21 protein-coding genes are annotated in these 20897 nt (G+C 39.5%); 7 read left to right on the forward strand and 14 right to left on the reverse strand.

Annotation, left to right across the window (positions count from 1 at the left end; translation table 11 throughout):
• Window positions 1-2 precede the first annotated feature (2 nt).
• From murE to CVP05_RS05260, 6 genes are all read right to left on the reverse strand, one after another.
• Window positions 3-1469: a UDP-N-acetylmuramoyl-L-alanyl-D-glutamate--2,6-diaminopimelate ligase gene (gene murE / locus CVP05_RS05235; RefSeq protein WP_100288527.1), complete on the reverse strand. Its 1467-nt coding sequence runs from the start codon at window positions 1467-1469 to the stop codon at window positions 3-5.
• A 23-nt stretch (window positions 1470-1492) separates the two neighbouring features.
• Entirely contained in the window at window positions 1493-3343 is a 1851-nt protein-coding gene (ftsI, locus tag CVP05_RS05240; RefSeq protein WP_100288528.1) for a peptidoglycan glycosyltransferase FtsI, read from the reverse strand.
• Between the two features lie 9 nt (window positions 3344-3352).
• A complete protein-coding gene (gene ftsL, locus CVP05_RS05245; protein WP_100288529.1) occupies window positions 3353-3670 on the reverse strand; it encodes a cell division protein FtsL in 318 nt (105 codons plus the stop codon).
• Window positions 3663-4640 (reverse strand): 16S rRNA (cytosine(1402)-N(4))-methyltransferase RsmH, encoded by a 978-nt coding sequence (gene rsmH, locus CVP05_RS05250; RefSeq protein WP_100288530.1) that lies wholly within the window; start codon window positions 4638-4640, stop codon window positions 3663-3665. The genes ftsL and rsmH overlap by 8 nt, the downstream gene beginning before the upstream one ends.
• A gap of 129 nt (window positions 4641-4769) precedes the next feature.
• Window positions 4770-5228, reverse strand: a complete 459-nt coding sequence (gene mraZ, locus CVP05_RS05255; RefSeq protein WP_100288531.1) for a division/cell wall cluster transcriptional repressor MraZ — start codon at window positions 5226-5228, stop codon at window positions 4770-4772.
• A gap of 298 nt (window positions 5229-5526) precedes the next feature.
• The gene (locus tag CVP05_RS05260; protein WP_100288532.1) at window positions 5527-5871 is read right to left on the reverse strand and encodes an efflux RND transporter periplasmic adaptor subunit; all 345 of its coding nucleotides are present in this window, start codon (window positions 5869-5871) and stop codon (window positions 5527-5529) included.
• A gap of 145 nt (window positions 5872-6016) precedes the next feature.
• Between CVP05_RS05260 and CVP05_RS05265 the strand changes: the two genes are divergently transcribed.
• The 5 genes from CVP05_RS05265 to purA all read left to right on the forward strand — a co-directional run bounded on the left by CVP05_RS05265 (window position 6017) and on the right by purA (window position 9897).
• Window positions 6017-6466 carry a MarR family winged helix-turn-helix transcriptional regulator gene (locus CVP05_RS05265; RefSeq protein WP_100288533.1) on the forward strand — a complete coding sequence of 150 codons (450 nt, stop codon included), beginning with the start codon at window positions 6017-6019 and terminating at the stop codon, window positions 6464-6466.
• Complete coding sequence (locus CVP05_RS05270; protein WP_100288534.1) at window positions 6459-7349, forward strand: ABC transporter six-transmembrane domain-containing protein; 891 nt, start codon at window positions 6459-6461, stop codon at window positions 7347-7349. The genes CVP05_RS05265 and CVP05_RS05270 overlap by 8 nt, the downstream gene beginning before the upstream one ends.
• 42 nt (window positions 7350-7391) lie before the next feature.
• Window positions 7392-8237: a patatin-like phospholipase family protein gene (locus CVP05_RS05275; protein WP_100288535.1), complete on the forward strand. Its 846-nt coding sequence runs from the start codon at window positions 7392-7394 to the stop codon at window positions 8235-8237.
• 10 nt (window positions 8238-8247) lie between these two features.
• Window positions 8248-8460 (forward strand): tautomerase family protein, encoded by a 213-nt coding sequence (locus CVP05_RS05280; RefSeq protein WP_100288536.1) that lies wholly within the window; start codon window positions 8248-8250, stop codon window positions 8458-8460.
• A 141-nt stretch (window positions 8461-8601) separates the two neighbouring features.
• Entirely contained in the window at window positions 8602-9897 is a 1296-nt protein-coding gene (purA, locus tag CVP05_RS05285; RefSeq protein ID WP_100288537.1) for an adenylosuccinate synthase, read from the forward strand.
• Window positions 9898-10066: 169 nt separating this feature from the next.
• Here the strand turns inward: purA and rpsT are convergent, their stop codons facing one another.
• Window positions 10067-10330 carry a 30S ribosomal protein S20 gene (gene rpsT / locus CVP05_RS05290; RefSeq protein ID WP_100288538.1) on the reverse strand — a complete coding sequence of 88 codons (264 nt, stop codon included), beginning with the start codon at window positions 10328-10330 and terminating at the stop codon, window positions 10067-10069.
• Between the two features lie 284 nt (window positions 10331-10614).
• On the opposite strand from rpsT, the gene murJ reads away from it, so the two are divergent.
• Window positions 10615-12186 carry a murein biosynthesis integral membrane protein MurJ gene (gene murJ / locus CVP05_RS05295; RefSeq protein ID WP_100288539.1) on the forward strand — a complete coding sequence of 524 codons (1572 nt, stop codon included), beginning with the start codon at window positions 10615-10617 and terminating at the stop codon, window positions 12184-12186.
• Between the two features lie 32 nt (window positions 12187-12218).
• Window positions 12219-13283: an NAD(P)-dependent alcohol dehydrogenase gene (locus tag CVP05_RS05300; protein WP_100288540.1), complete on the forward strand. Its 1065-nt coding sequence runs from the start codon at window positions 12219-12221 to the stop codon at window positions 13281-13283.
• A 75-nt stretch (window positions 13284-13358) separates the two neighbouring features.
• On the opposite strand, the gene putP is transcribed toward CVP05_RS05300, so the two are convergent.
• From putP to nqrF, 7 genes are all read right to left on the reverse strand, one after another.
• The gene (putP, locus tag CVP05_RS05305; protein ID WP_100288541.1) at window positions 13359-14858 is read right to left on the reverse strand and encodes a sodium/proline symporter PutP; all 1500 of its coding nucleotides are present in this window, start codon (window positions 14856-14858) and stop codon (window positions 13359-13361) included.
• A gap of 78 nt (window positions 14859-14936) precedes the next feature.
• Window positions 14937-16304 (reverse strand): adenylosuccinate lyase, encoded by a 1368-nt coding sequence (gene purB, locus CVP05_RS05310; RefSeq protein WP_100288542.1) that lies wholly within the window; start codon window positions 16302-16304, stop codon window positions 14937-14939.
• A gap of 17 nt (window positions 16305-16321) precedes the next feature.
• Entirely contained in the window at window positions 16322-16948 is a 627-nt protein-coding gene (gene hflD / locus CVP05_RS05315; RefSeq protein WP_100288543.1) for a high frequency lysogenization protein HflD, read from the reverse strand.
• Window positions 16949-17049: 101 nt separating this feature from the next.
• Window positions 17050-18204: a tRNA 2-thiouridine(34) synthase MnmA gene (gene mnmA, locus CVP05_RS05320; RefSeq protein ID WP_100288544.1), complete on the reverse strand. Its 1155-nt coding sequence runs from the start codon at window positions 18202-18204 to the stop codon at window positions 17050-17052.
• 11 nt (window positions 18205-18215) lie between these two features.
• Window positions 18216-18461: a (Na+)-NQR maturation NqrM gene (nqrM, locus tag CVP05_RS05325; protein ID WP_100288545.1), complete on the reverse strand. Its 246-nt coding sequence runs from the start codon at window positions 18459-18461 to the stop codon at window positions 18216-18218.
• Between the two features lie 9 nt (window positions 18462-18470).
• Window positions 18471-19517: an FAD:protein FMN transferase gene (locus CVP05_RS05330; RefSeq protein ID WP_100288546.1), complete on the reverse strand. Its 1047-nt coding sequence runs from the start codon at window positions 19515-19517 to the stop codon at window positions 18471-18473.
• A 147-nt stretch (window positions 19518-19664) separates the two neighbouring features.
• Entirely contained in the window at window positions 19665-20894 is a 1230-nt protein-coding gene (nqrF, locus tag CVP05_RS05335) for an NADH:ubiquinone reductase (Na(+)-transporting) subunit F (protein WP_100288547.1), read from the reverse strand.
• Window positions 20895-20897: the final 3 nt, after the last annotated feature.

The raw sequence follows: 20897 nt of genomic DNA on the forward strand, positions 1-20897 counted from the left end.
ATCTATTTTTCTTGTAATAATGTTTGTAAAATCTCACGATCGGAAAAAAACGATTTTTTTGTCCCGATAATTTGGTAATCTTCATGCCCTTTACCTGCGACTAAAACAACATCATTTTTGACCGCACTTTTCAACGCAAATTGTAATGCTTTTTCACGACCATGAATGACATGGGCTGACTGTGGCGACTGCAAGCCCGCCAAAATGTCTTCAATAATACGCTCTGGGTTTTCTGTTCGTGGATTATCATCAGTAATAATCACTTGATCAGCAAGACGCTCTGCAATAGCCCCCATTAGTGGTCGCTTACCCGCATCGCGATCTCCCCCACAACCAAACACACACCACAATTGTCCCGGACAATGTAAACGAGCGGCTTCAATTGCCTTTTCTAAGGCATCAGGCGTATGGGCATAATCCACAATAGCTGTCGGTTTATCACTTGCAGTAAACATCTCCATACGTCCACAAACACCGGTTAATTGATTAACCGTATTCAGCAAATCTTCTAGTCGATACCCCAGCGCCAGTAAAGTTGCCATAACCAATAACAAATTGCTCACATTAAATGCACCAATTAGAGGACTTTGTAATTCGCCATTCCCCCAATAGGAATCAAATTTAATATGCACCCCGCCTTGATTAAAGGTAAGTGCGGTCACTTTTAACCATTTTTTCTGCATAGGAATAAAGTCAGGCTGACAACTTACCGCTATGCCATCTGGTAATTCTTTAAGCCATTTTCGACCAATCTCATCATCAGCATTAATAATTTTGTGAATAGTTTCTAATTCACTAAACAATCGTTTTTTTGCTGCTGCATAAGCGTCCATTGTGCCATGATAATCCAAGTGATCACGACTTAAATTCGTAAAAATGCCTGCCGCAAAACGTAGCGCTTCAACGCGATGTTGTATTAATCCATGTGAAGACACTTCAATAGCTGCAAAATCTGCACCAAGCTTAACAAAATCAGATAAAGAAGACTGAATCTCAATAGCGGATCCAGTAGTATTTTGTGCTTCTTTTATTTGTCCGAATAGCCCATTACCAATGGTGCCCATGACTGCACTTTTATGGCCTAATAATTGTGTCCATTGCGCTAACAATTGAGAAATAGTCGTTTTTCCATTCGTACCAGTCACGCCCACTAATGTCAATTGATGAGAAGGCATGCCATAAAATAATCCGGCTATCTCTGATAATCGCTCAGCCAACTGGTAAAATGCAATAATCGGCACATTTTGACACATTTGGATCTGTCCATGTTGCTGAACATCATCTGTATCACTGAGTACAGCTGCCGCGCCTTTTTCTATTGCCTGAGGAATAAAACTACGACCATCGACTTGATGGCCTTTTATTGCAACGAAAAGACAGCCATGCGTTACGGCACGGCTGTCTAACGTCATCGAATGCAATGAAATATCAGGTAATTGACCTGCTAAAATTGATCTCAATCGACGCATAAAAGCACCTTAATAAAATTCTGTTAATTGCTTTGTGCGGCCTGTGGTTCATTTTTTTCTTTATTCAGACGCACGGTTCGTTTCGCCATTTTATCCAATGCTTCTTGCCCATCTGGTGTAATATTGTTGGCTCGTAATGTATATCCCATAATTTTTGAGAATAACGGAGCTGAAATCGCACCACCATAATATTGCCCAGCTTTAGGATCATTAATTAATACCACTAGAGCGAAACGAGGATCACTTGCAGGAGCAATGCCTGCGGTATAAGCTAAGTATTTATCAACATAGCGACCATTTTCTGTTTTTTTCGCGGTCCCGGTTTTAATTGCAACACGATACCCCTCAACAGCAGCCGCTTTACCACCGGCATCGGGCGCTGCAACAGCCTCCATCATTTTCACCACATCACGAGTAACTTTTTCAGGAAACACTCGGCTACCAATAATCGGCGGGTCAACTTTCGTAATCGACAACGGTCGCGCGATCCCAAAACTGCCTAACGTAGCGTAAGCGCGCGCTAACTGTAAAGGTGTAACAGTTAAACCATAACCATAAGAAAATGAAGCGCGCTCAATATTAGACCAACGTTTACGATCTTTCGGGAAAATACCATTCGTTTCCCCTTCTAAACCTAAATTTGTTCGTTGACCAAACCCTGCATTCGCATAATTTTCCACCAACGCCATAGGAGGCATTTTTAACGCCAATTTACTGACCCCAATATTACTGGAGTTTTTCAAAATTTGTTCTAAAGATTGGCTTTGACGGCGCGCAACATCAGTAATCATTTTACCATCTACTTTAAATGGAACAGTTTCAATCACCGTATTATGGTTCGCAACACCACGTTGAAGTGCGGTCAAAACAACAAAAGGTTTTACAGTTGATCCGGGTTCGAAGGTATCCGTGATAGCGCGATTACGGCGAAACTCAGCTTTAGACCCTTCACGATTATTCGGATTGTATGAGGGGGCATTTGCCATAGCTAAAATCTCACCCGTGCGAACATCAACTAACACGGCTGTACCTGATTCCGCTTTATTTTCCGCAACGGCTTTTTTCAACTCACGATAAACCATAGATTGCAGTTTTTCATCAATACTGAGGGTAACATCATGGGCATCATATTTTTTCACGTCCTCAATATTTTCGACCACATTACCATATTTGTCTTTACGATAAGTACGAGAACCCGATTGCCCTACTAGCAAAGAATTGAAACTTTTTTCAATCCCTTCAATCCCCTCACCATCAATATTTGTATAACCAATTAAATGGGCTGCTTCCTCTACTCTAGGATAAAAACGGCGAGGTTCAGTTTCTAAATAAACACCTTTGACTTTTAATTCTTTAACATACTGAGCCACTGTCGGAGACACTTGACGGGATAAGTATAAAAAACGGGATTTAGGATTTTTCTCAATGCGCTGTACTAGGGTTTTATAAGATACCCCCAAAGCTTCCGATAAAGCCTGCCAACGCTCCTTGTCTTTTAAGGTCTCTTTATCTAATCCGTCTTTGACATCAATATACACTGAATACATAGGCACGCTAACTGACAATAAATGCCCATTACGATCCAGTATTGAACCACGAAAAGAAGGGATTTCTTGTTTGCGTAAAGAGCGTTTATCCGCTTCTCCTGCAAGTTGATCAGACTCCAATACTTGTACATAAGTTGCTTTGGCCACCAATGAAAACAACCCTAACATAACAAAGCCTAATGCCCATCTATAACGACCTTTAAGAAAACTGTTCGTATAAACTTCTTTTTGCTTATTCAGTTTGACACTGCTGCCCCCTCCTGCAATCACTTTTTTAGCAGGACGGCTCAATTTATTTTTATTCATTGGTGCATTGAACTTAACCATATTATCCCTCTATTCCACAATCACCACTTCTTGATCATGGGCTACACGTTTCATGCCAAGTTTCGTCGCAATGGCTTCAATTCGTGTACTATCACCTTGCGTGGTTTCTTCTAGTTTTAAATTTAAATAATCACTCTCTAATACTTGATGTTCTAATACTAACTCGCCTTTTTCTGACACCAATTGTCGAGTTTTATGGGTTAACCAAATAGTTGATAGCATTGTTATCACTAATGCCAACACCAAACAAACAACCAATTTATTTGCCGAAAATAAATCTTCTACAATAATATTACGCAGTGGATAACGATCTTCATTACTAAACATAAGCAACCCTCTCCGCCACACGTAACACCGCACTACGAGAACGTGGATTCAATGAAATTTCTTGTTCCGTTGGCATGATAGCCTTACCAATTACGTTCAATTTTTGGTTACGCTGAATTTGATCTTCTCGCAGTGGCAAGCCTTTAGGTATATCATCTCCCTTACTTTGCTTACGCATAAAATGTTTGACCATACGATCTTCAAGAGAATGAAAGCTGATAATCGACAAGCGGCCTTTTGGAGCCAATACGTCCAATGCTGAATTCAAAATACTCTCTAATTCATCTAGTTCTGAATTAATAAAAATACGAATCGCCTGAAAACTACGAGTTGCTGGATGTTTATGTTTATCCTTAAATGGTACCGTTTCTGCAATAAGATTCGCGAGTTGCAGGGTTCGTGTTAAACCCTCCGTCGCATTTTCGCGAGCATTTTGGTTAAAACGCACAATTGCCTGAGCAATTTTTTTTGCAAAACGTTCTTCGCCGAAAGTTTTCAACACCCAAGCCAAATCTTCTACAGACACCTGTTTTAACCATTCTGCAGCAGATAAACCTTGCGTGGTATCCATGCGCATATCCAATGGCCCATCTTTCATAAAGCTGAAACCGCGCTCTGCATCATCTAATTGCGGTGAAGACACGCCAAGATCTAATAAAATACCATTGATTTTTCCCACTAATCCTAGCTTTTCACAAATTTGAGGAATAGCCGAAAAACTGTGGTGTTCAATATGAAAACGAGGATCTTCAATCGTCTGTGCTTCTGCTATCGCACGAGGATCCCGATCGATAGCAATCAAGCGTCCTTGTTCACCCAATTGAGATAAAATCAAGCGAGAATGTCCCCCTCGCCCAAATGTTCCATCAATATAAACACCTTTCTTATCTAACGCCAAACCGTCCACTGCTTCATGTAGCAAAACAGTGTGATGTTCTGAAAGCGACATAAGATGTTGATGTTTATTCATAAAAAATAACCAATGATAAAAATTTTAATGAAAATAATCTAAATTAGGAGAGATAATGCGGTGCATAATTGCACCGCTTACCTTTGCTAGTGCTGTTGCCTATTGTGTATCGGAAATTTGCTTTCTCTTTTACAATGACAACATTTTTAATTCTTCGGATAAGGCAAATTGTCCACTCATGCCTAATTCCATATCTTTTTCGATTTGAGCATGCCATTCGCTTTCGCTCCAAATCTCAAATTTATTAAGCTGTCCCACCAACATAATATTTTTTTCTAGTTTGGCATGTTGGCGTAAGGGTTGGCTTATCAAAATACGACCTGCGCTATCAAGCTCACATTCTGTGGCGTATCCCGTCATCACGCGCTGTAAACTACGCTGAGCCGGATCAAAATTTGATAAACTTAATAATTTTTTTTCAACTTCGATCCATTCTTGCTCTGGGTATAATAATAGGCAAGGTTGACGAATATCCACTGTACAAATCATATTTCCAGCATGCATTTCAAGGATCTCTGGACGATAGCGCGTTGGGATCGCCAACCGCCCTTTCGAATCCAAATTGATCGCTGATGCACCACGAAACATAATGTTGCTCTTGCCTTATTATTCAGAAAACACATTTTGTATATGATTTTGGGAATTTGATCCCTAATTCACCACAAAACTCCACTTTTCGCCACTTAGGTTGCCAGTTTATTATTTGTTTGCTCAGCTTGCAAGCAATTTATCGCTTTCTACTTAAAAAAGTGCGGTTATTTTTGTGGGAGTTTTTTAGAAGAGATAAGAACTGCTGATGCTATATTTGAAATTGTACTAAAAAGACTAAAACGATCAGATTTCAACGCCGATCCAAAAAGATCCTCAAAATCCGACCGCTTTTTTCTTACCGTTCAGCTTTTGCTCGAGTGAGTAACGCGTTATTTTGCTGTAACTGCGATTGAACATTATTGGGTTCTAGCACCGCTAATACTTGTCCTTGTTTAACATGGCTACCTACCTCTGCTTCCACCGATAAAATCTGCTGTCCTTGTAAAGCAGGGCTAATCGCAATATCTTCCTTCGCCACCCAGCTTCCAGCTAGTTGCAAAGTTCTAGCAAATTCAACCGCTTGCGGTTGTACCACGCTCACTTTCATTAAAGCCGCATTGGAGCTGCTGTCGTTATGTTGTTCTTGGCAAGCGGTTAAAATCAGGCTCATCAATCCTAAAGCCAGTATATTTCTCTTCATATTAAGTCCTAAAATTTACTAAATTTCACGGAATTATAGTTATATTTAGGACTAAATCAAGTAAATTTTAAGACTATTTTTGCTTGATTATTTTATTTTTTAGATTAAAATAAGCCACACTTTAGTCAATTTTAGGACTTTTATAATGAGCAATCTTGATAAATTTGAGAAACAAATCAATGAAATTGAAGTGGTTATGGACGCTTGGGTAGAAAAATTAGGCTTAGGTTATAACCATTATGCCGTTTTATATTCCCTCGCTACGGCAGAAAATGGACAATGTACCCAAAAGCAGATTTGTGAAGAATGGTGGGTACCGAAGCAAACGGTATTTAATATCTGTAAGGATTATAAAGAAAAAGGCTGGATTGAATTTAGCGAAAGCTCAACAGATAAACGAGAACGCATTATGCGCTTAACCGAGATGGGTAAAGCCCAAGCAGAGCCTATTCGGAAAAAAACGGAACAATTTGATGAACAAACCTTTGCCCGTTTTGGTAAGAAAAAAACGGCTCAAATGTTCGCTCTGTTAGCCGAGTTTTGCGACATTTGCCGTACGCAAGTTGAGAATATGGAAATAGAAAAGAATGACTGACATCTTAAATGTAAATGTAGCCCCAACCGCTGAACCAACGATGGCTCGCACCTTAAAAAACATTGCCATTCAGCATAAAAAACGCCTGTTGGCGACCTTTAGTTTGGTGGCATTAGAAAATCTATTATTGTTGCTTTATCCGTTAATCGGTAGTTTTGCCGTCAATGCGGTATTAAACGGACAACTGGTGTCTGCATTAGCCTATGCCTTTACGGTACTGATCATTTGGTCGGTTGGTTCGGCAAGGCGAGCAGTGGACACCCGAGCCTTTACGCGAATTTATACTGAATTAGTTGTGCCAGTGATCCTTAATCAGCGGGTTAAAGGGATTGATACTTCGACCACAACGGCACGAGTAGCACTTTCTCGTGAGTTTGTGAATTTCTTTGAGCATCATTTACCGACATTGATCACCTCTTTCTGCTCTATTTTAGGGGCAGTAGTGATGCTGCTCTTTATTGAGTTTTGGTCTGGCTTGGTCGCCTTGCTGATTGTAATTGGTTTTGGGCTGATGTTACCAAACTATGTGCAGGTAAATGATACGCTTTATTTCAAACTTAACAACCGCCTTGAAAAAGAAGTGGAGCGCATTGAGCGTTCTAAAAACAAGGAATTAGTGAAGCATTATCGTTTAGTAGAAAAACTGCGTGTGCTGATTTCCAACCGTGAAGCCTTTAGCTTTCTTGCAATTGGTGTGGCAATGAGTGTGTTATTTGGGGTAACGCTGACGGTGCTTACCTTCAAAGAAGGTGTAACCGCAGGGCATATTTATGCGGTAATTACCTACCTCTGGACCTTTGCGATTAGCCTCGATGATGCACCGGGACTGTTGGAAGAAATGTCTAAACTAAAAGATATTGGCAAGCGAGTGGAAGTGGAGTAATCTCTTCATTACAAGATAAACATAAAAAGCATAGGAAGTATGATGAAAGTAGGGCTTGTACTAGAAGGTGGCGCTATGCGCGGCATGTTTACCGCTGGCGTATTAGATGTATTTATGGATCATAATATCCACATTGATGGTATTGTTAGTGTCTCTGCTGGGGCTTTATTTGGAGTAAACTTACCTTCTCAACAACGTGGCAGAGTGCTACGTTATAATCTCCAATTATTGCATGATAAGCGCTATATGGGATTACATAGTTGGTTAACCACAGGCAATATCGTTAACAAAGACTTCACCTTTTATGAGGTTCCATATACGATTGATCCTTTTGATCAAACAACCTTTTCACAATCTCATATGGATTTTTATGCTACGCTGACCAATGTTGAAACCGGTTTACCCGAATACATTAAAATTACTGATGTTTTCAAACAAATGGAGGTATTTCGTGCTACTTCTGCGATGCCTCTCGTTTCTAAAATGGTCGAAATCAATGGACAGCGCTACTTAGACGGAGGGATTGCTGATAGCATTCCTCTAAAGCAATGCCAACAATTAGGTTATGATAAAATTATTGTTATTTTAACTCGCCCGCTTGATTATCGTAAAACGCCGAGTAATCTGTTTTTATTTAAGACTTTTTATAAACGCTATCCAAAACTCATTGAGTGTATGGCCAAACGACATCTAGACTATAACAACACTGTCGAAGACATTATTCGCCTTGAACAAGCGCAAAAAATCTTTGTGATTCGCCCTTCAATCACTTTGCCAATTAAGCGCATCGAAAAAGATTTAACAAAAATTCAAGCCATGTATGATCTTGGTGTCAGCGATTGTCAACAACTGATTCCCCAATTACAACACTATCTACATCAATCATAAGGAAAAAATAATGCCTTACGTTAACATTAAACTGACTGGAGATCATGAAGCACCAAGTCGTACCCAAAAATCTGAAATTATTGCCGGTGTAACCGAATTACTTAGCCGAGTGTTAAATAAAAATCCTGCTAGCACTGTTGTCATTATTGAAGAAATTCCAATGGATAATTATGGTTTAGGGGGGAAATCGATAACTGAGGTACGCAAAACAAACACAAAATAATCACTGTTAGTCGAGACATTCAAAGTGCGGTGGGTTTTCCTAAACTTTTTACGTTTTAACATTGAGATTAGAGGCAGAACATAGTAAAGTAAACAGCTGTTTGTTTTTGTATTTTTCAACCAATTTTGAAGGCAGGTTATCATGGGCAAAAGTGTTGCAATCCTAGGCGCACAGTGGGGCGACGAAGGAAAAGGGAAAATTGTTGATTTATTAACAGATCGTGTTAAATACGTTGTACGTTATCAAGGTGGCCACAATGCTGGTCATACTTTAATCATTAATGGTGAAAAAACCGTGCTTCGTTTAATCCCGTCCGGTATTTTGCGTGATAATGTAACCTGCTTAATTGGTAATGGTGTTGTGCTTTCACCAAGTGCTTTAATGCAAGAAATGGGAGAATTAGAAGCACGTGGTGTTAATGTCCGCGAGCGTTTAAAAATTTCTGAGGCCTGTCCATTAATTCTTCCTTACCATGTGGCAATGGATCATGCGCGTGAAGCTGCTCTCGGTAAAAATAAAATCGGTACAACTGGACGTGGTATTGGCCCAGCTTATGAAGATAAAGTTGCTCGTCGTGGTTTACGAGTGGGTGATTTATTTGATCGCGAAGCATTTGCAAAAAAATTAAAAGAAATTTTAGATTATTATAATTTCCAACTTGTTCACTACTATAAAGTGGAAGCTGTCGATTACCAAAAAACCTTAGATGATATCTTTGCTGTTGCCGATATTATTACTGGCATGACCGCAGATATTACCACTCTTTTACACAAAGCCCGTGAAAATGGCGATAATATTCTCTTTGAAGGCGCACAAGGCACCATGTTGGATATTGACCATGGTACTTATCCATTTGTAACAAGCTCAAATACTACCGCTGGTGGAGTTGCGACTGGATCTGGTTTTGGCCCACGCCATCTTGATTATGTACTCGGTATCATTAAAGCTTATTGTACCCGAGTAGGAAGTGGCCCATTCACCACCGAGCTTTTTGATGATATTGGCGCAGAAATTGCACGCAAAGGTAATGAGTTTGGCGCAGTAACGGGTCGACCACGTCGTTGTGGTTGGTTTGATGCTGTTGCAGTACGTCGCGCTGTACAAATCAACTCTATTTCTGGTTTTTGTATGACCAAACTTGATGTGTTAGATGGTTTTGATGAATTAAAAATTTGTGTCGGTTATAAAATGCCAAATGGTGAGATCGTAGAGTATTCACCTCTTGCAGCAAAAGACTGGGAAGGCGTGGAGCCTATTTATGAAACCATGCCAGGTTGGAAAGAAAACACTTTCCGCGTAACCAAACGTGAAGATCTTCCACAAGCCGCATTAAACTACATCAAACGTATTGAAGAAGTTGTTGGTGTACCGGTTGATATTTTATCAACAGGCCCAGATCGTGTAGAAACCATGATTTTACGTGATCCATTTGCATAACATTCTTGCAAACAAATACATTCACATAAATTAACTTTGGACGGTATCCCCGTCCAATTTTTTTAGTGAGCCTTGCTGAAATAAACAGTATTTTCCTTATAACAACAAAAAACCGCACCTATCTTCTTGATAAAGTGCGGTTTATTTTTTATGAGTTTTTAACTAGCAATTATGCTAATTTTTTAATTTGCGCAACTAATTTAGATTTGTGGTTAGCTGCTTTGTTCGCATGGATTAAACCTTTAGATGCCATACGATCGACAACTTTTTGCATTTCAACAAACGCAGCTTCTGCTGCTGCTTTTTCGCCTGCAGCGATTTGAGCATAAACTTTCTTAATGTAAGTACGCATCATTGAACGTTGACTTGCATTGTGTTGACGGCGTTTTTCAGATTGTACCGCGCGTTTTTTTGCTGACTTGATATTAGCCAAGGTAAACTCCTAAGAATCTCGTAATAAAATAGTGTACAGTAAAGGGCAATACTATGCCGAGCTTTTACTTTTATGTCAATACATTTTTTAATTCGGTGAGACACAACCGATAGATAAGCACCGTTTTTGACCTAACTACTTTGCTTAGCCGGAGCACAAGTAGCAACGATGAACGATGTGGACGAGATTTTAACAGTTTTTTTGCTTAGAATACAGGTTTTCTATACAATTAAACAAAATTTTCTCATTGTTTTTTTTAAACACTTTATCAAGAGCAATCAATTTTGAGCAAACGACTTTTAAAATCAGGCATTATTGTCAGTACCATGACATTACTATCTCGTATACTTGGTTTGATTCGGGATGTAGTTATTGCCAATATCATCGGTGCTGGAGCTGCTGCCGATGTTTTCCTTTTTGCAAACCGTATTCCCAATTTTTTACGCCGTTTATTTGCTGAAGGTGCATTTTCTCAAGCCTTTGTGCCAGTACTTGCTGAATATCAAAAACAAGGAGATTTAACCAAAACTCAAGCATTCATCGGCAAAGTTTCCGGCACGCTAGGCGGACTGGTTTCTATCGTCACTCTGCTTGCCATGATTGGCTCCCCTATTGTTGCTGCCATTTTCGGTACGGGGTGGTTTATAGATTGGTTAAATGATGGCCCAGATGCAAGCAAATTTGAACAAGCCTCACTCTTGCTCAAAATTACTTTTCCCTATTTATGGTTTATTACCTTTGTTGCCTTATCCGGCGCGATTTTAAACACACTAGGCAAGTTTGGGGTCATGTCATTTTCCCCCGTTTTACTAAATATTGCGATGATCGGTGCGGCTGTTTTTCTTTCGCCTCACACCTCTAGCCCCGATCTCGCCTTAGCTATTGGCATTTTCTTAGGTGGATTATTGCAATTTTTATTTCAAATTCCATTTCTAAAACGTGCAGGACTATTGGTAAAACCGAAATGGGCATGGAATGATGAAGGTGTAAAAAAAATTCGAACGCTAATGATACCTGCATTATTTGGTGTCTCGGTCAGTCAAATTAATTTGTTATTAGATACCTTTATTGCCTCATTTTTAATGACAGGTTCAATCAGCTGGCTCTACTACTCTGACCGCTTACTTGAGTTTCCATTAGGTTTATTTGGTATTGCTATTTCAACGGTGATTTTACCCGCTCTTGCCCGCCATCACGTCAATCGTAGTGATAATGAGGCACAAAGTGCGGTCGATTTTCGCAACACGATGGATTGGGGCGTGCGCATGATTTTATTACTCGGACTCCCTGCCATGTTTGGTATCGCCATTTTAGCCCAACCTATGTTGCTAACCCTATTTATGCGTGGAAATTTTACGCTCAATGATGTACAAGCCGCTTCCCTTTCACTATGGGCATTTAATTCCGGCTTACTTAGCTTTATGTTAATTAAAATTTTAGCCAACGGCTATTATGCACGCCAAGATACCAAAACCCCCGTAAAAATCGGTATTATCGCGATGATAAGTAATATGCTATTCAATATTTTAGCTATTTGGTTTAGCTATGTTGGTTTAGCGATAGCGTCTGCCATGTCTGCCACACTCAATGCCTATTTGCTTTATCGTGGCTTGGCTCAAAACAATATTTATCGTTTCACAAAACAAAGTGCGGTCTTTTTTGCCAAAGTTTTTATTTCCGCTTTCATTATGGGCGTTTTAATTTGGTATAACACACCAAGCCTAATGGAATGGTATGCCATGAGTTTTCTCATGCGTATTTATTGGCTAGTTTGGTTAATTACTTTTGCCGGATTTATTTATTTTGTTATGCTTATCTTACTCGGTATTCGTAAACGACACCTCGCAACGAGTTAACAAACAATCATTATTTAAAAAGGAACATAGTTATGGCTATTCAAGTTAAAGCTTATGCAGCACAAAGTCCAACCTCACCTCTTGCGCCAATGGATTTAACACGTCGCGAATTACGCTCAAATGATGTGGAAATCGATATTCTTTATTGCGGGGTATGTCATTCTGACTTACATACCGCCCGCGCTGACTGGGGCGAGGCGTTTTCCATTTATCCCGTAGTACCTGGTCATGAAATTGTCGGCCGTGTAAAAAATATTGGTAGCCAAGTTCGTCAATATAAAATTGGTGATTTAGTTGGCGTAGGATGTATGGTTGATTCATGCCAAAGCTGTTCACCTTGTAAACATGACTTAGAACAATTTTGTGAACACGGTATGACTGCTACTTATAGTAGCCATGATCGTATTGATGGTACAGTAACACAGGGCGGATACAGTACAGGAATCGTAGTACGCGAAGAGTTCGTATTACGTATCCCTGAAAACTTAGATACCAAAGCTGTTGCACCTTTATTATGTGCTGGTATTACGACCTATTCCCCATTACGCCATTGGAATGTGCAACCAGGCAGCAAAGTCGCAGTGATCGGATTAGGCGGTCTTGGTCACATGGCGATCAAACTCGCGAAAGCAATGGGGGCTGAAGTGAGTCTATTTACTCGTTCCAAAGGGAAAGAACAAGATGCTTATGCACTGGGTGCAAGCCATGTTATTTACTCTACTGATGAAGAAGCGATGAGCTCAGCCGCCAATCAATTCAACTTAATTATTGATACCGTGCCTTATACTCACGATCTAAATCCCTATATACCGACCCTCGCTTTAGATGGCACATTAGTTTTAGTCGGTTTAGTTGGAGATACTGAAAAAACTATCTCAACAGTACCAATGTTATTTGGTCGCCGTTCCATTTCAGCTTCGCTTATTGGTGGAATTAAAGAAACACAGGAAATGCTTGATTTTTGTGGCCAACACAACGTAGTGCCTGAAATTGAAATGATCAACATGCAAAACATTAATGAAGCTTATGAACGCATGTTAAAAAGCGATGTAAAATATCGCTTTGTCATTGATATGCAAAGTCTCAAAGATGAGTAATCACGCTATTCACTAACCATCAAAGCGCGGTTAGTTTGAAAAAACTTTTCTTAAACCAACCGCGCTTTTGAATGATTAGCTTCTCGCTTTAAACTCCGCTTCTGCTTGATCAAATTGTAGTGCAACTTGTGGATTGACCGGAGCAAAAATAGATGAAGTCAGAGTAATGACTGAACAGACAAAAAATCCAGGAATAATTTCATAAAGTTTGGATAAATCATGCCAGCCAAGCTCTTGCATCAATGGGCTCCATATCACAACGGTTAATGCGCCTGACAACATCCCTAATAATGCCGCTTTAGAACTAATATTGCGATTAAACAAAGATAAAATAACAACAGGGCCAAATGCAGCACCAAAACCAGCCCAAGCATAAGAGACTAAACTCATCACTTTAGATTCTGGGTTTTGCGCAATCATAATCGCAACGGCAGCGATCAATAATACCATTACACGACCAACCCAAACTAATTCTAAACTTGATGCCGTTTTGCGTAAAAAGCCTTTATAAAAATCTTCTGTAATCGCAGCTGAACACATTAATAATTGCGCAGAAAGCGTACTCATTACTGCTGCCAAAATAGCTGATAGCACAACGCCCACGATCCATGGATTAAACATTAATTTAGATAATTCAATAAAAATAGATTCTGCATTTGCAAGCTCAAGATTTTTTACTGAAAAATAGGCTAACCCAAAATATCCAACCGCAATTGCCCCACCTAAGCATAAAAACATCCAAGTAATTCCAATGGTTCTTGCTTTATTGAGGGAGGCAATCGAATCTGCCGCCATAAAACGAGCCAAAATGTGCGGTTGCCCAAAATATCCAAGTCCCCAAGCTAACGCAGAAATGACACCAATCCCTGAAACATTATATAACCAGCTATTATAAGGTACTTGGGTCAGTGCGGATTTAGCCTCTAAAGCAAGAGTAATACTATCCCAACTAATATGAATTAACACCATAACCGGCGCTAACAATAAAGCGAAAATCATTAATGTCGCTTGGATCGTATCGCTCCAAGATACTGCTAGATAGCCACCAATAAAGGTATAGCTGATAGTTGCCAACGCGCCTAACCAAAGTGCTGTACTATAATCTAGTCCTAGCAATCCTTGAAACAATTTCGCGCCTGCTACAACGCCAGAAGCGCAGTAAATGGTAAAGAAAAATAAAATGATGGACGATGAAATGATTTTAAGCGCCTTTTTCTGATATGGAAATCGTTGGGCAAAAAATTCAGGCAAGGTAAGCGCGTTATTATATTTTTCCGTAAAAATACGCAAACGCCCCGCAACAATGCGATAATTCAAATAAGCGCCAATGGTTAAACCAACCGCTATCCAAGCTTCAGAAAGGCCTGAGATGAAAATTGCACCTGGCAATCCCATCAATAACCATCCGGACATATCTGATGCCCCTGCTGACATAGCCGTAACAAAACCACCCATCTTACGGCCACCCAAAATATAATCATCAAAATTACGGGTAGAACGGTAAGCATACACCCCAATACCTAAAATAACGATCATATACAGGCCAAAAGTGATATAAATTTGATAATTTTGCATAAAATTCTCTTAATTTATTGTAGAAAAATAAGGGCTATACTTGCCCTTATTTTATGATATTGATTGATAAATCTTATCTTATAATTTTTCGACTAACTCCACTGCAGCACCAATATAAGTCGCTGGGGTCATCTCTTTTAAACGCGATTTTTCTGCTACCGGAATATCCAGCTTGTCAATAAATTCACGCATAGCCTGTTCGTCAACACGTTTACCTCGTGTTAACTCTTTGAGCTTTTCATAAGGTTTTTCAATACCATAACGGCGCATAACCGTTTGAATAGGTTCTGCTAAAACCTCCCAATTTTGGTTTAGTTCATCACGTAAATGTTGTTCATTGACTTCTAGTTTACTGATCCCTTTTCGAGTCGCCGCATAAGCAATTAAACAATAACCTAACCCAACCCCTAAATTACGCAATACAGTAGAATCTGTTAAATCACGCTGCCAACGGGAAATAGGTAATTTCTGCCCTAAATGGGTCATTACGGCATTGGCTAAACCTAAATTACCCTCTGAATTTTCAAAATCAATCGGATTGACTTTATGTGGCATTGTAGAAGATCCGATTTCGCCCGCTATTGTGCGTTGTTTAAAATGATTGAGGGCAATATATCCCCATAAATCACGGTCAAAATCAATAATAATCGTGTTAAAACGGACTACACAATCAAAAAACTCCGCAATATAATCATGGGGTTCGATTTGTGTAGTATAAGGATTCCATGTCACCCCCAATGAAGTGACAAACTCTTGGCTAAATTGGTGCCAATTCACATCGGGATAAGCTGATAAATGAGCATTATAATTTCCCACTGCACCATTAATTTTCCCTAATATTTCAATTTGGCTTAATTGCTTAAATTGGCGACGTAAACGATAAACCACATTAGCCATTTCTTTACCCACTGTAGATGGTGAAGCTGGCTGCCCATGAGTACGTGATAATAATGGAATCGCTTTGTATTCATTTGCTAAATGCGCAATTTCATCTATTAACTTCTGCCATTCTGGCAAAATCACTTCATCACGCGCTGTTTTCAGCATCAAAGCGTGAGATAAGTTATTAATATCTTCGGAAGTACAAGCAAAATGGATAAACTCCGACACTTTAGCAAGTTCCGGTAACGCTTCACTTTTCTCTTTAAGAAAATATTCTACCGCTTTAACATCATGGTTAGTTGTTCGCTCAATCTCTTTAATGCGTTCCGCATCAGAAAGGCTAAAGTTTGCCACAATATGATCAAGGTAATCGTTTGCTTCTTTAGATAAAACAGAAACTTCTTGAATTTCAGCAGTTGCGGCTAATTTTTGTAACCAGCGAACTTCAACTGTAACACGAAATTTTAATAAACCAAATTCACTAAAAATACTGCGTAAAGTCCCGACTTTATCTTGATAACGACCATCAATAGGAGAAAGTGCGGTTAATGCGTTAAGTTGCATAATTGCTCCATAATAACTTAAAAAGAAGAAAGAATCCGTTGCGCTTGCTCAGCTAGTTTACGGCGTGAAAACAAAAATTGCCATTTTGAACCACCCACTTGACGCCATAATACCGCCGAGCGAATACCCGCTAACAAGCTTGCACGAATACGGTGCTGAATAATGGGTTGTTGTAAAAGATCCGGTGCGCCTTTTACCTGAATTTTATTCCCTAAAGGGCTAATAATATCGACATAAATACCGGCTAAAGATTCTAAAACATTATCACTGGTTATCAAACCATAGTGACTTAATTGCGTAGGAAGGTATTGGATACGTTGACCTAATTTATTTTTAGTTTCCAGCGACTTATTTAATTTACCTTCCAAAGCTAATAAACTTAGCCAATAGCGACTGATTTCCAAATCGGTATTACCTTTTTGAGCATTTAATTGCTCCAATACCGTCTCTAATCCCAGCTTGAGATGACGAGGCTCATTGCCATATACCTCTAGAGTTGACTCAGGGGAGGTCACTAATAGGCTATTTAATGAGGTTTCAAAAGCAAGGGAATCACTTTCGTCACCATGTGCGAATTGATGAACAAGCTTGGCGGCTTGACAAACTCCCGCTAATGCTAAAGTAATATCATAATAATTTGCCATAGTGCTTTCTAAATCTGTTATACATGCTTATAAGCTTAACATAAAGTGCGGTTATTTTTTTCAAAATTTTTGCAAAATACCCGTTTTAATCGTCCCGAATATTATCGAATTTGTTGTTCGATAATGCCTCCGCCCAAACACACCTCACCCTGATAAAATACCGCAGACTGCCCAGGCGTTACTGCAATTTGTGGTTCCGCAAAACGCACTTCTACAGTCTGCTCATCAAGGGGAATAATTTCACAATCAATATCCACTTGGCGATAGCGCGTTTTTACCGTACAACGCAGTGGCGCTTTTAATGGCTGGCGCTCGACCCAATGCAATTGCTGCGCAATTAATCCTTTAGAAAATTGAGCAGGATGATCATGACCTTGTGCCACAATCAGCTCATTATTCACTAAATCCTTTTCCACAACAAACCAAGCATCTTCCGCCATGCCTTTCACACCACCAATGCCCAGCCCTCGACGCTGCCCTAAGGTGTGATACATTAAACCATCATGACGACCAATAATCTCCCCATCTAGGGTACGAATATTACCGGGCTTAGCGGGCAAATAACGAGCTAAAAAATCCTTAAATTTACGCTCACCGATAAAACAAATGCCTGTTGAATCTTTTTTCTTTGCGGTTATCAGCCCTAATTCATCTGCAATTTGTCGCACCACTGTTTTTTCTAAATCCCCAACAGGAAATAAACTTTGTGCGACCTGTTCCTGACTTAACGTATACAGAAAATAGCTTTGATCTTTGTTATTATCTAAACCACGCAATAATTGTGAATGGCCATTAACATCACGACGACGGACATAGTGACCCGTCGCAATATAATCAGCCCCTAAGTCTTCAGCCGCATATTCCAAGAAAGCTTTAAATTTAATCTCTTTATTACATAAAATATCAGGATTTGGGGTACGCCCAATTTTATATTCGCTCAAAAAATACTCAAAAACATTATCCCAATATTCCGCCGCAAAATTAATTTTGTGCAAATGAATCCCCAGCTTAGCACATACTGCTTGTGCATCAGCTAAATCAGCCGCAGCAGTACAATAGTCTGTATCATCATCTTCTTCCCAATTCTTCATAAACAGGCCTTCTACCTGATACCCTTGCTGCTGTAAAATATAAGCAGAAACTGAAGAATCTACCCCACCAGACATGCCCACAATGACTTTTTTAGTACGGTTTGCCGCTAATTGTCCTTCATTTAATGTCATTAGGCTCTGGTAAGTTGGTGAACTCACTGTCATTCTCTATTATCCTATTTCACTTCGTAGAATTGTGGGGTTTGGTTAAAGCGCGTTAAAGCCTCTTCCGACACCTCTCCATTTTCCACTTTTTTCTTTAAATTATCACAAGGACGATCACAATCACAGACTTTTTCCATACCTAGAGCCGAAATACCGCCACAACTCCCTTTAATTGCCTGACGTTTAAAAATATAGCCTAATGCCATACCTGCAATAATAACGATAAAAAAACCGAATGTGATGAGAATAAGTTTCATGATTTTTCCTTATGACTGAGTATTTAAGATTTTTGCAAAAGCGGTTGACATTTTAGTCGTAAACCCTTCTTTTGTCTTGATAATTAAAAGCACTGCGAGATTTTCCTGCTCTGCTATTTCAAGCGCTTTCTCTTCACCTAAAACATATAACCCTGTTGATAGTCCATCTGCCGTCATCGCACTTTCTGATAATACGGTAATTGAGGCTAAATGGTGTTGTATAGGCTTGCCTGTTTTAGGATCAATTTCATGGGCGAAACGCTGACCATTTTCTTCAAAATAAATACGATAATTACCTGATGTCGCCATTGCCATATTCTTCAAACCAATCACGTTTTCAATGGCTCGGGAGCCATCTTCTGTTGGTTTTTCTATAGCAATTTGCCAATCATTATTTTCAATGTTTTTTCCTTTGGCACGAATTTCACCGCCAATCTCTACCATATAGTTTTGAATACCATGTTTTTCAAGGTATTCCGCTACAACATCGACACCATAACCTTTAGCGATAGAAGATAAATCAATATAAACTTGTGGTAATGCTTTAGTGAGTAACCACTGATTATTTTGCTGTTCTAACTGGATTTTATCAATCCCTATCCAGCCTTGACGTTCGGCTAACTGTTCTTCTGTAGGTTGACGCTCAGGACGTTTTTCAGGGCCAAATCCCCATAGATTAACGACCGGTCCCACAGTCACATCTAACGCCCCATCTGTCACTTGGTTTAGACGAATCGCCTCTTTAATGACAGTGGCTAATTCTGGTGAAACCGCTACTGCACTGGTACTTGGATTCTGATTAAAGCGACTTAACTCAGAATCATTTTGATAAGTAGACATTTTATTATTGACTTCTTTTAATAAGCCATCAATGTCTGCTTGGAGCGTCTTTGCCATTTCCGATGTAACCGCAGGAAGCCCCTTATCAATATATTTAATGTGATAGGTTGTGCCCATTGTTTTGCCTTCTAACGTAACAACTTCTGTTTTAGGTTGCTCGTCACAGGCTGTTAGTAAACCCAATGATATTAGACAAAATAAAAATAATCGTTTCATTTTTTAAGCATTACAGAGACAGCATGTAGGCTGTCTGAGAAAATTATAAATTAAAACGGACAACAGTTACGTTGTCCTAGAAATTATCAATAATTTTTTTAAAATCGACCGCACTTTTAAAAGTGCGGTCAGTTTTTGGCGAGGTTATCAACCACCGAAATCATCTAATAAGATGTTCTCGTCTTCAACCCCAAGATTTTTTAACATGCCAATTACAGCAGCATTCATCATTGGAGGACCACACATATAGTATTCGCAATCTTCCGGTGCTTCATGGTTTTTCAAATAATTCTCATAAAGCACATTATGAATAAAGCCGGTATAGCCCGTCCAGTTATCTTCTGGTAACGCATCTGACAACGCAACATGCCATACAAAGTTATCATTTTCTGCAGCGAGTTGGTCAAAATCTTCTTGGTAGAAAATTTCGCGTTTAGAACGTGCACCATACCAGAATGACATTTTACGTTTTGATTTCAAGCGTTTTAATTGGTCGAAGATATGTGAACGCATTGGCGCCATACCTGCACCACCACCAACGAAGACCATTTCCGCATCCGTTTCTTTCGCGAAGAATTCACCAAATGGACCAGAAATAATCACTTTATCGCCTTCTTTCAAAGACCAAATATAGGAAGACATTTGACCCGGCGGCACATCTGGATTACGAGGTGGAGGCGTTGCAATACGCACGTTAAGCATAATAATGCCTTTTTCTTCCGGATAAGAAGCCATAGAGTATGCGCGGATAATATGTTCATCTACTTTTGACTCATAGCGCCATAAATTAAATTTATCCCAATCCTCATGATATTCTTCAGGAATATCAAAATCAGAATACTTAACATGATGTGGCTCAGCTTCAATTTGGATATAACCGCCAGCGCGGAATGGAACTTCTTCTCCCTCAGGAATCGCCAATTTCAGCTCTTTGATGAAAGTAGCTTTGTTATCGTTAGAAATAACAGTACATTCCCACTTTTTAACACCAAAAATTTCTTCCGGCAACTCAATATCCATTGAGTTTTTAACATTCACTTGACAAGATAAGCGATAGCCTTCTTTTGCTTCACGTTTAGTAATGTGTGAAAGTTCAGTCGGCAGGATATCACCACCACCACTTTTCACTTTTACAATACACTGACCACATGAGCCACCGCCACCACAAGCTGAAGAAACGAAAATGCCTTTACTCGCTAGCGCGCCCAATAATTTACCACCCGCAGGCAATGTAATCGCTTTGCTTGGGTCATCATTGATACTAATGGTAATATCACCTGAGTCTACTAATTTTGATTTAGCAAATAAAATAATCACCGCTAAGAATAAGACAAGGGCGGTAAATACACCGATACCTAGAATTAAATTACTATCCATCTA

The organism is Conservatibacter flavescens (assembly GCF_002795425.1).
Lineage (GTDB): Bacteria > Pseudomonadota > Gammaproteobacteria > Enterobacterales > Pasteurellaceae > Conservatibacter > Conservatibacter flavescens.

Bases quoted from the DNA above. Each gene is read 5' to 3' on its own strand.
- CVP05_RS05300 (WP_100288540.1), top strand. From the start codon at position 12,219: ATGGCTATTCAAGTTAAAGCTTATGCAGCACAAAGTCCAACCTCACCT.
- purB (WP_100288542.1), bottom strand. From the start codon at position 16,304: ATGCAACTTAACGCATTAACCGCACTTTCTCCTATTGATGGTCGTTAT.
- CVP05_RS05260 (WP_100288532.1), bottom strand. From the start codon at position 5,871: ATGAAGAGAAATATACTGGCTTTAGGATTGATGAGCCTGATTTTAACC.
- CVP05_RS05270 (WP_100288534.1), top strand. From the start codon at position 6,459: ATGACTGACATCTTAAATGTAAATGTAGCCCCAACCGCTGAACCAACG.
- rsmH (WP_100288530.1), bottom strand. From the start codon at position 4,640: ATGAATAAACATCAACATCTTATGTCGCTTTCAGAACATCACACTGTT.
- mnmA (WP_100288544.1), bottom strand. From the start codon at position 18,204: ATGACAGTGAGTTCACCAACTTACCAGAGCCTAATGACATTAAATGAA.
- hflD (WP_100288543.1), bottom strand. From the start codon at position 16,948: ATGGCAAATTATTATGATATTACTTTAGCATTAGCGGGAGTTTGTCAA.
- CVP05_RS05275 (WP_100288535.1), top strand. From the start codon at position 7,392: ATGAAAGTAGGGCTTGTACTAGAAGGTGGCGCTATGCGCGGCATGTTT.
- CVP05_RS05330 (WP_100288546.1), bottom strand. From the start codon at position 19,517: ATGAAACGATTATTTTTATTTTGTCTAATATCATTGGGTTTACTAACA.
- ftsL (WP_100288529.1), bottom strand. From the start codon at position 3,670: ATGTTTAGTAATGAAGATCGTTATCCACTGCGTAATATTATTGTAGAA.
- CVP05_RS05265 (WP_100288533.1), top strand. From the start codon at position 6,017: ATGAGCAATCTTGATAAATTTGAGAAACAAATCAATGAAATTGAAGTG.
- mraZ (WP_100288531.1), bottom strand. From the start codon at position 5,228: ATGTTTCGTGGTGCATCAGCGATCAATTTGGATTCGAAAGGGCGGTTG.
- ftsI (WP_100288528.1), bottom strand. From the start codon at position 3,343: ATGGTTAAGTTCAATGCACCAATGAATAAAAATAAATTGAGCCGTCCT.
- CVP05_RS05280 (WP_100288536.1), top strand. From the start codon at position 8,248: ATGCCTTACGTTAACATTAAACTGACTGGAGATCATGAAGCACCAAGT.
- nqrF (WP_100288547.1), bottom strand. From the start codon at position 20,894: ATGGATAGTAATTTAATTCTAGGTATCGGTGTATTTACCGCCCTTGTC.
- purA (WP_100288537.1), top strand. From the start codon at position 8,602: ATGGGCAAAAGTGTTGCAATCCTAGGCGCACAGTGGGGCGACGAAGGA.
- nqrM (WP_100288545.1), bottom strand. From the start codon at position 18,461: ATGAAACTTATTCTCATCACATTCGGTTTTTTTATCGTTATTATTGCA.
- putP (WP_100288541.1), bottom strand. From the start codon at position 14,858: ATGCAAAATTATCAAATTTATATCACTTTTGGCCTGTATATGATCGTT.
- murE (WP_100288527.1), bottom strand. From the start codon at position 1,469: ATGCGTCGATTGAGATCAATTTTAGCAGGTCAATTACCTGATATTTCA.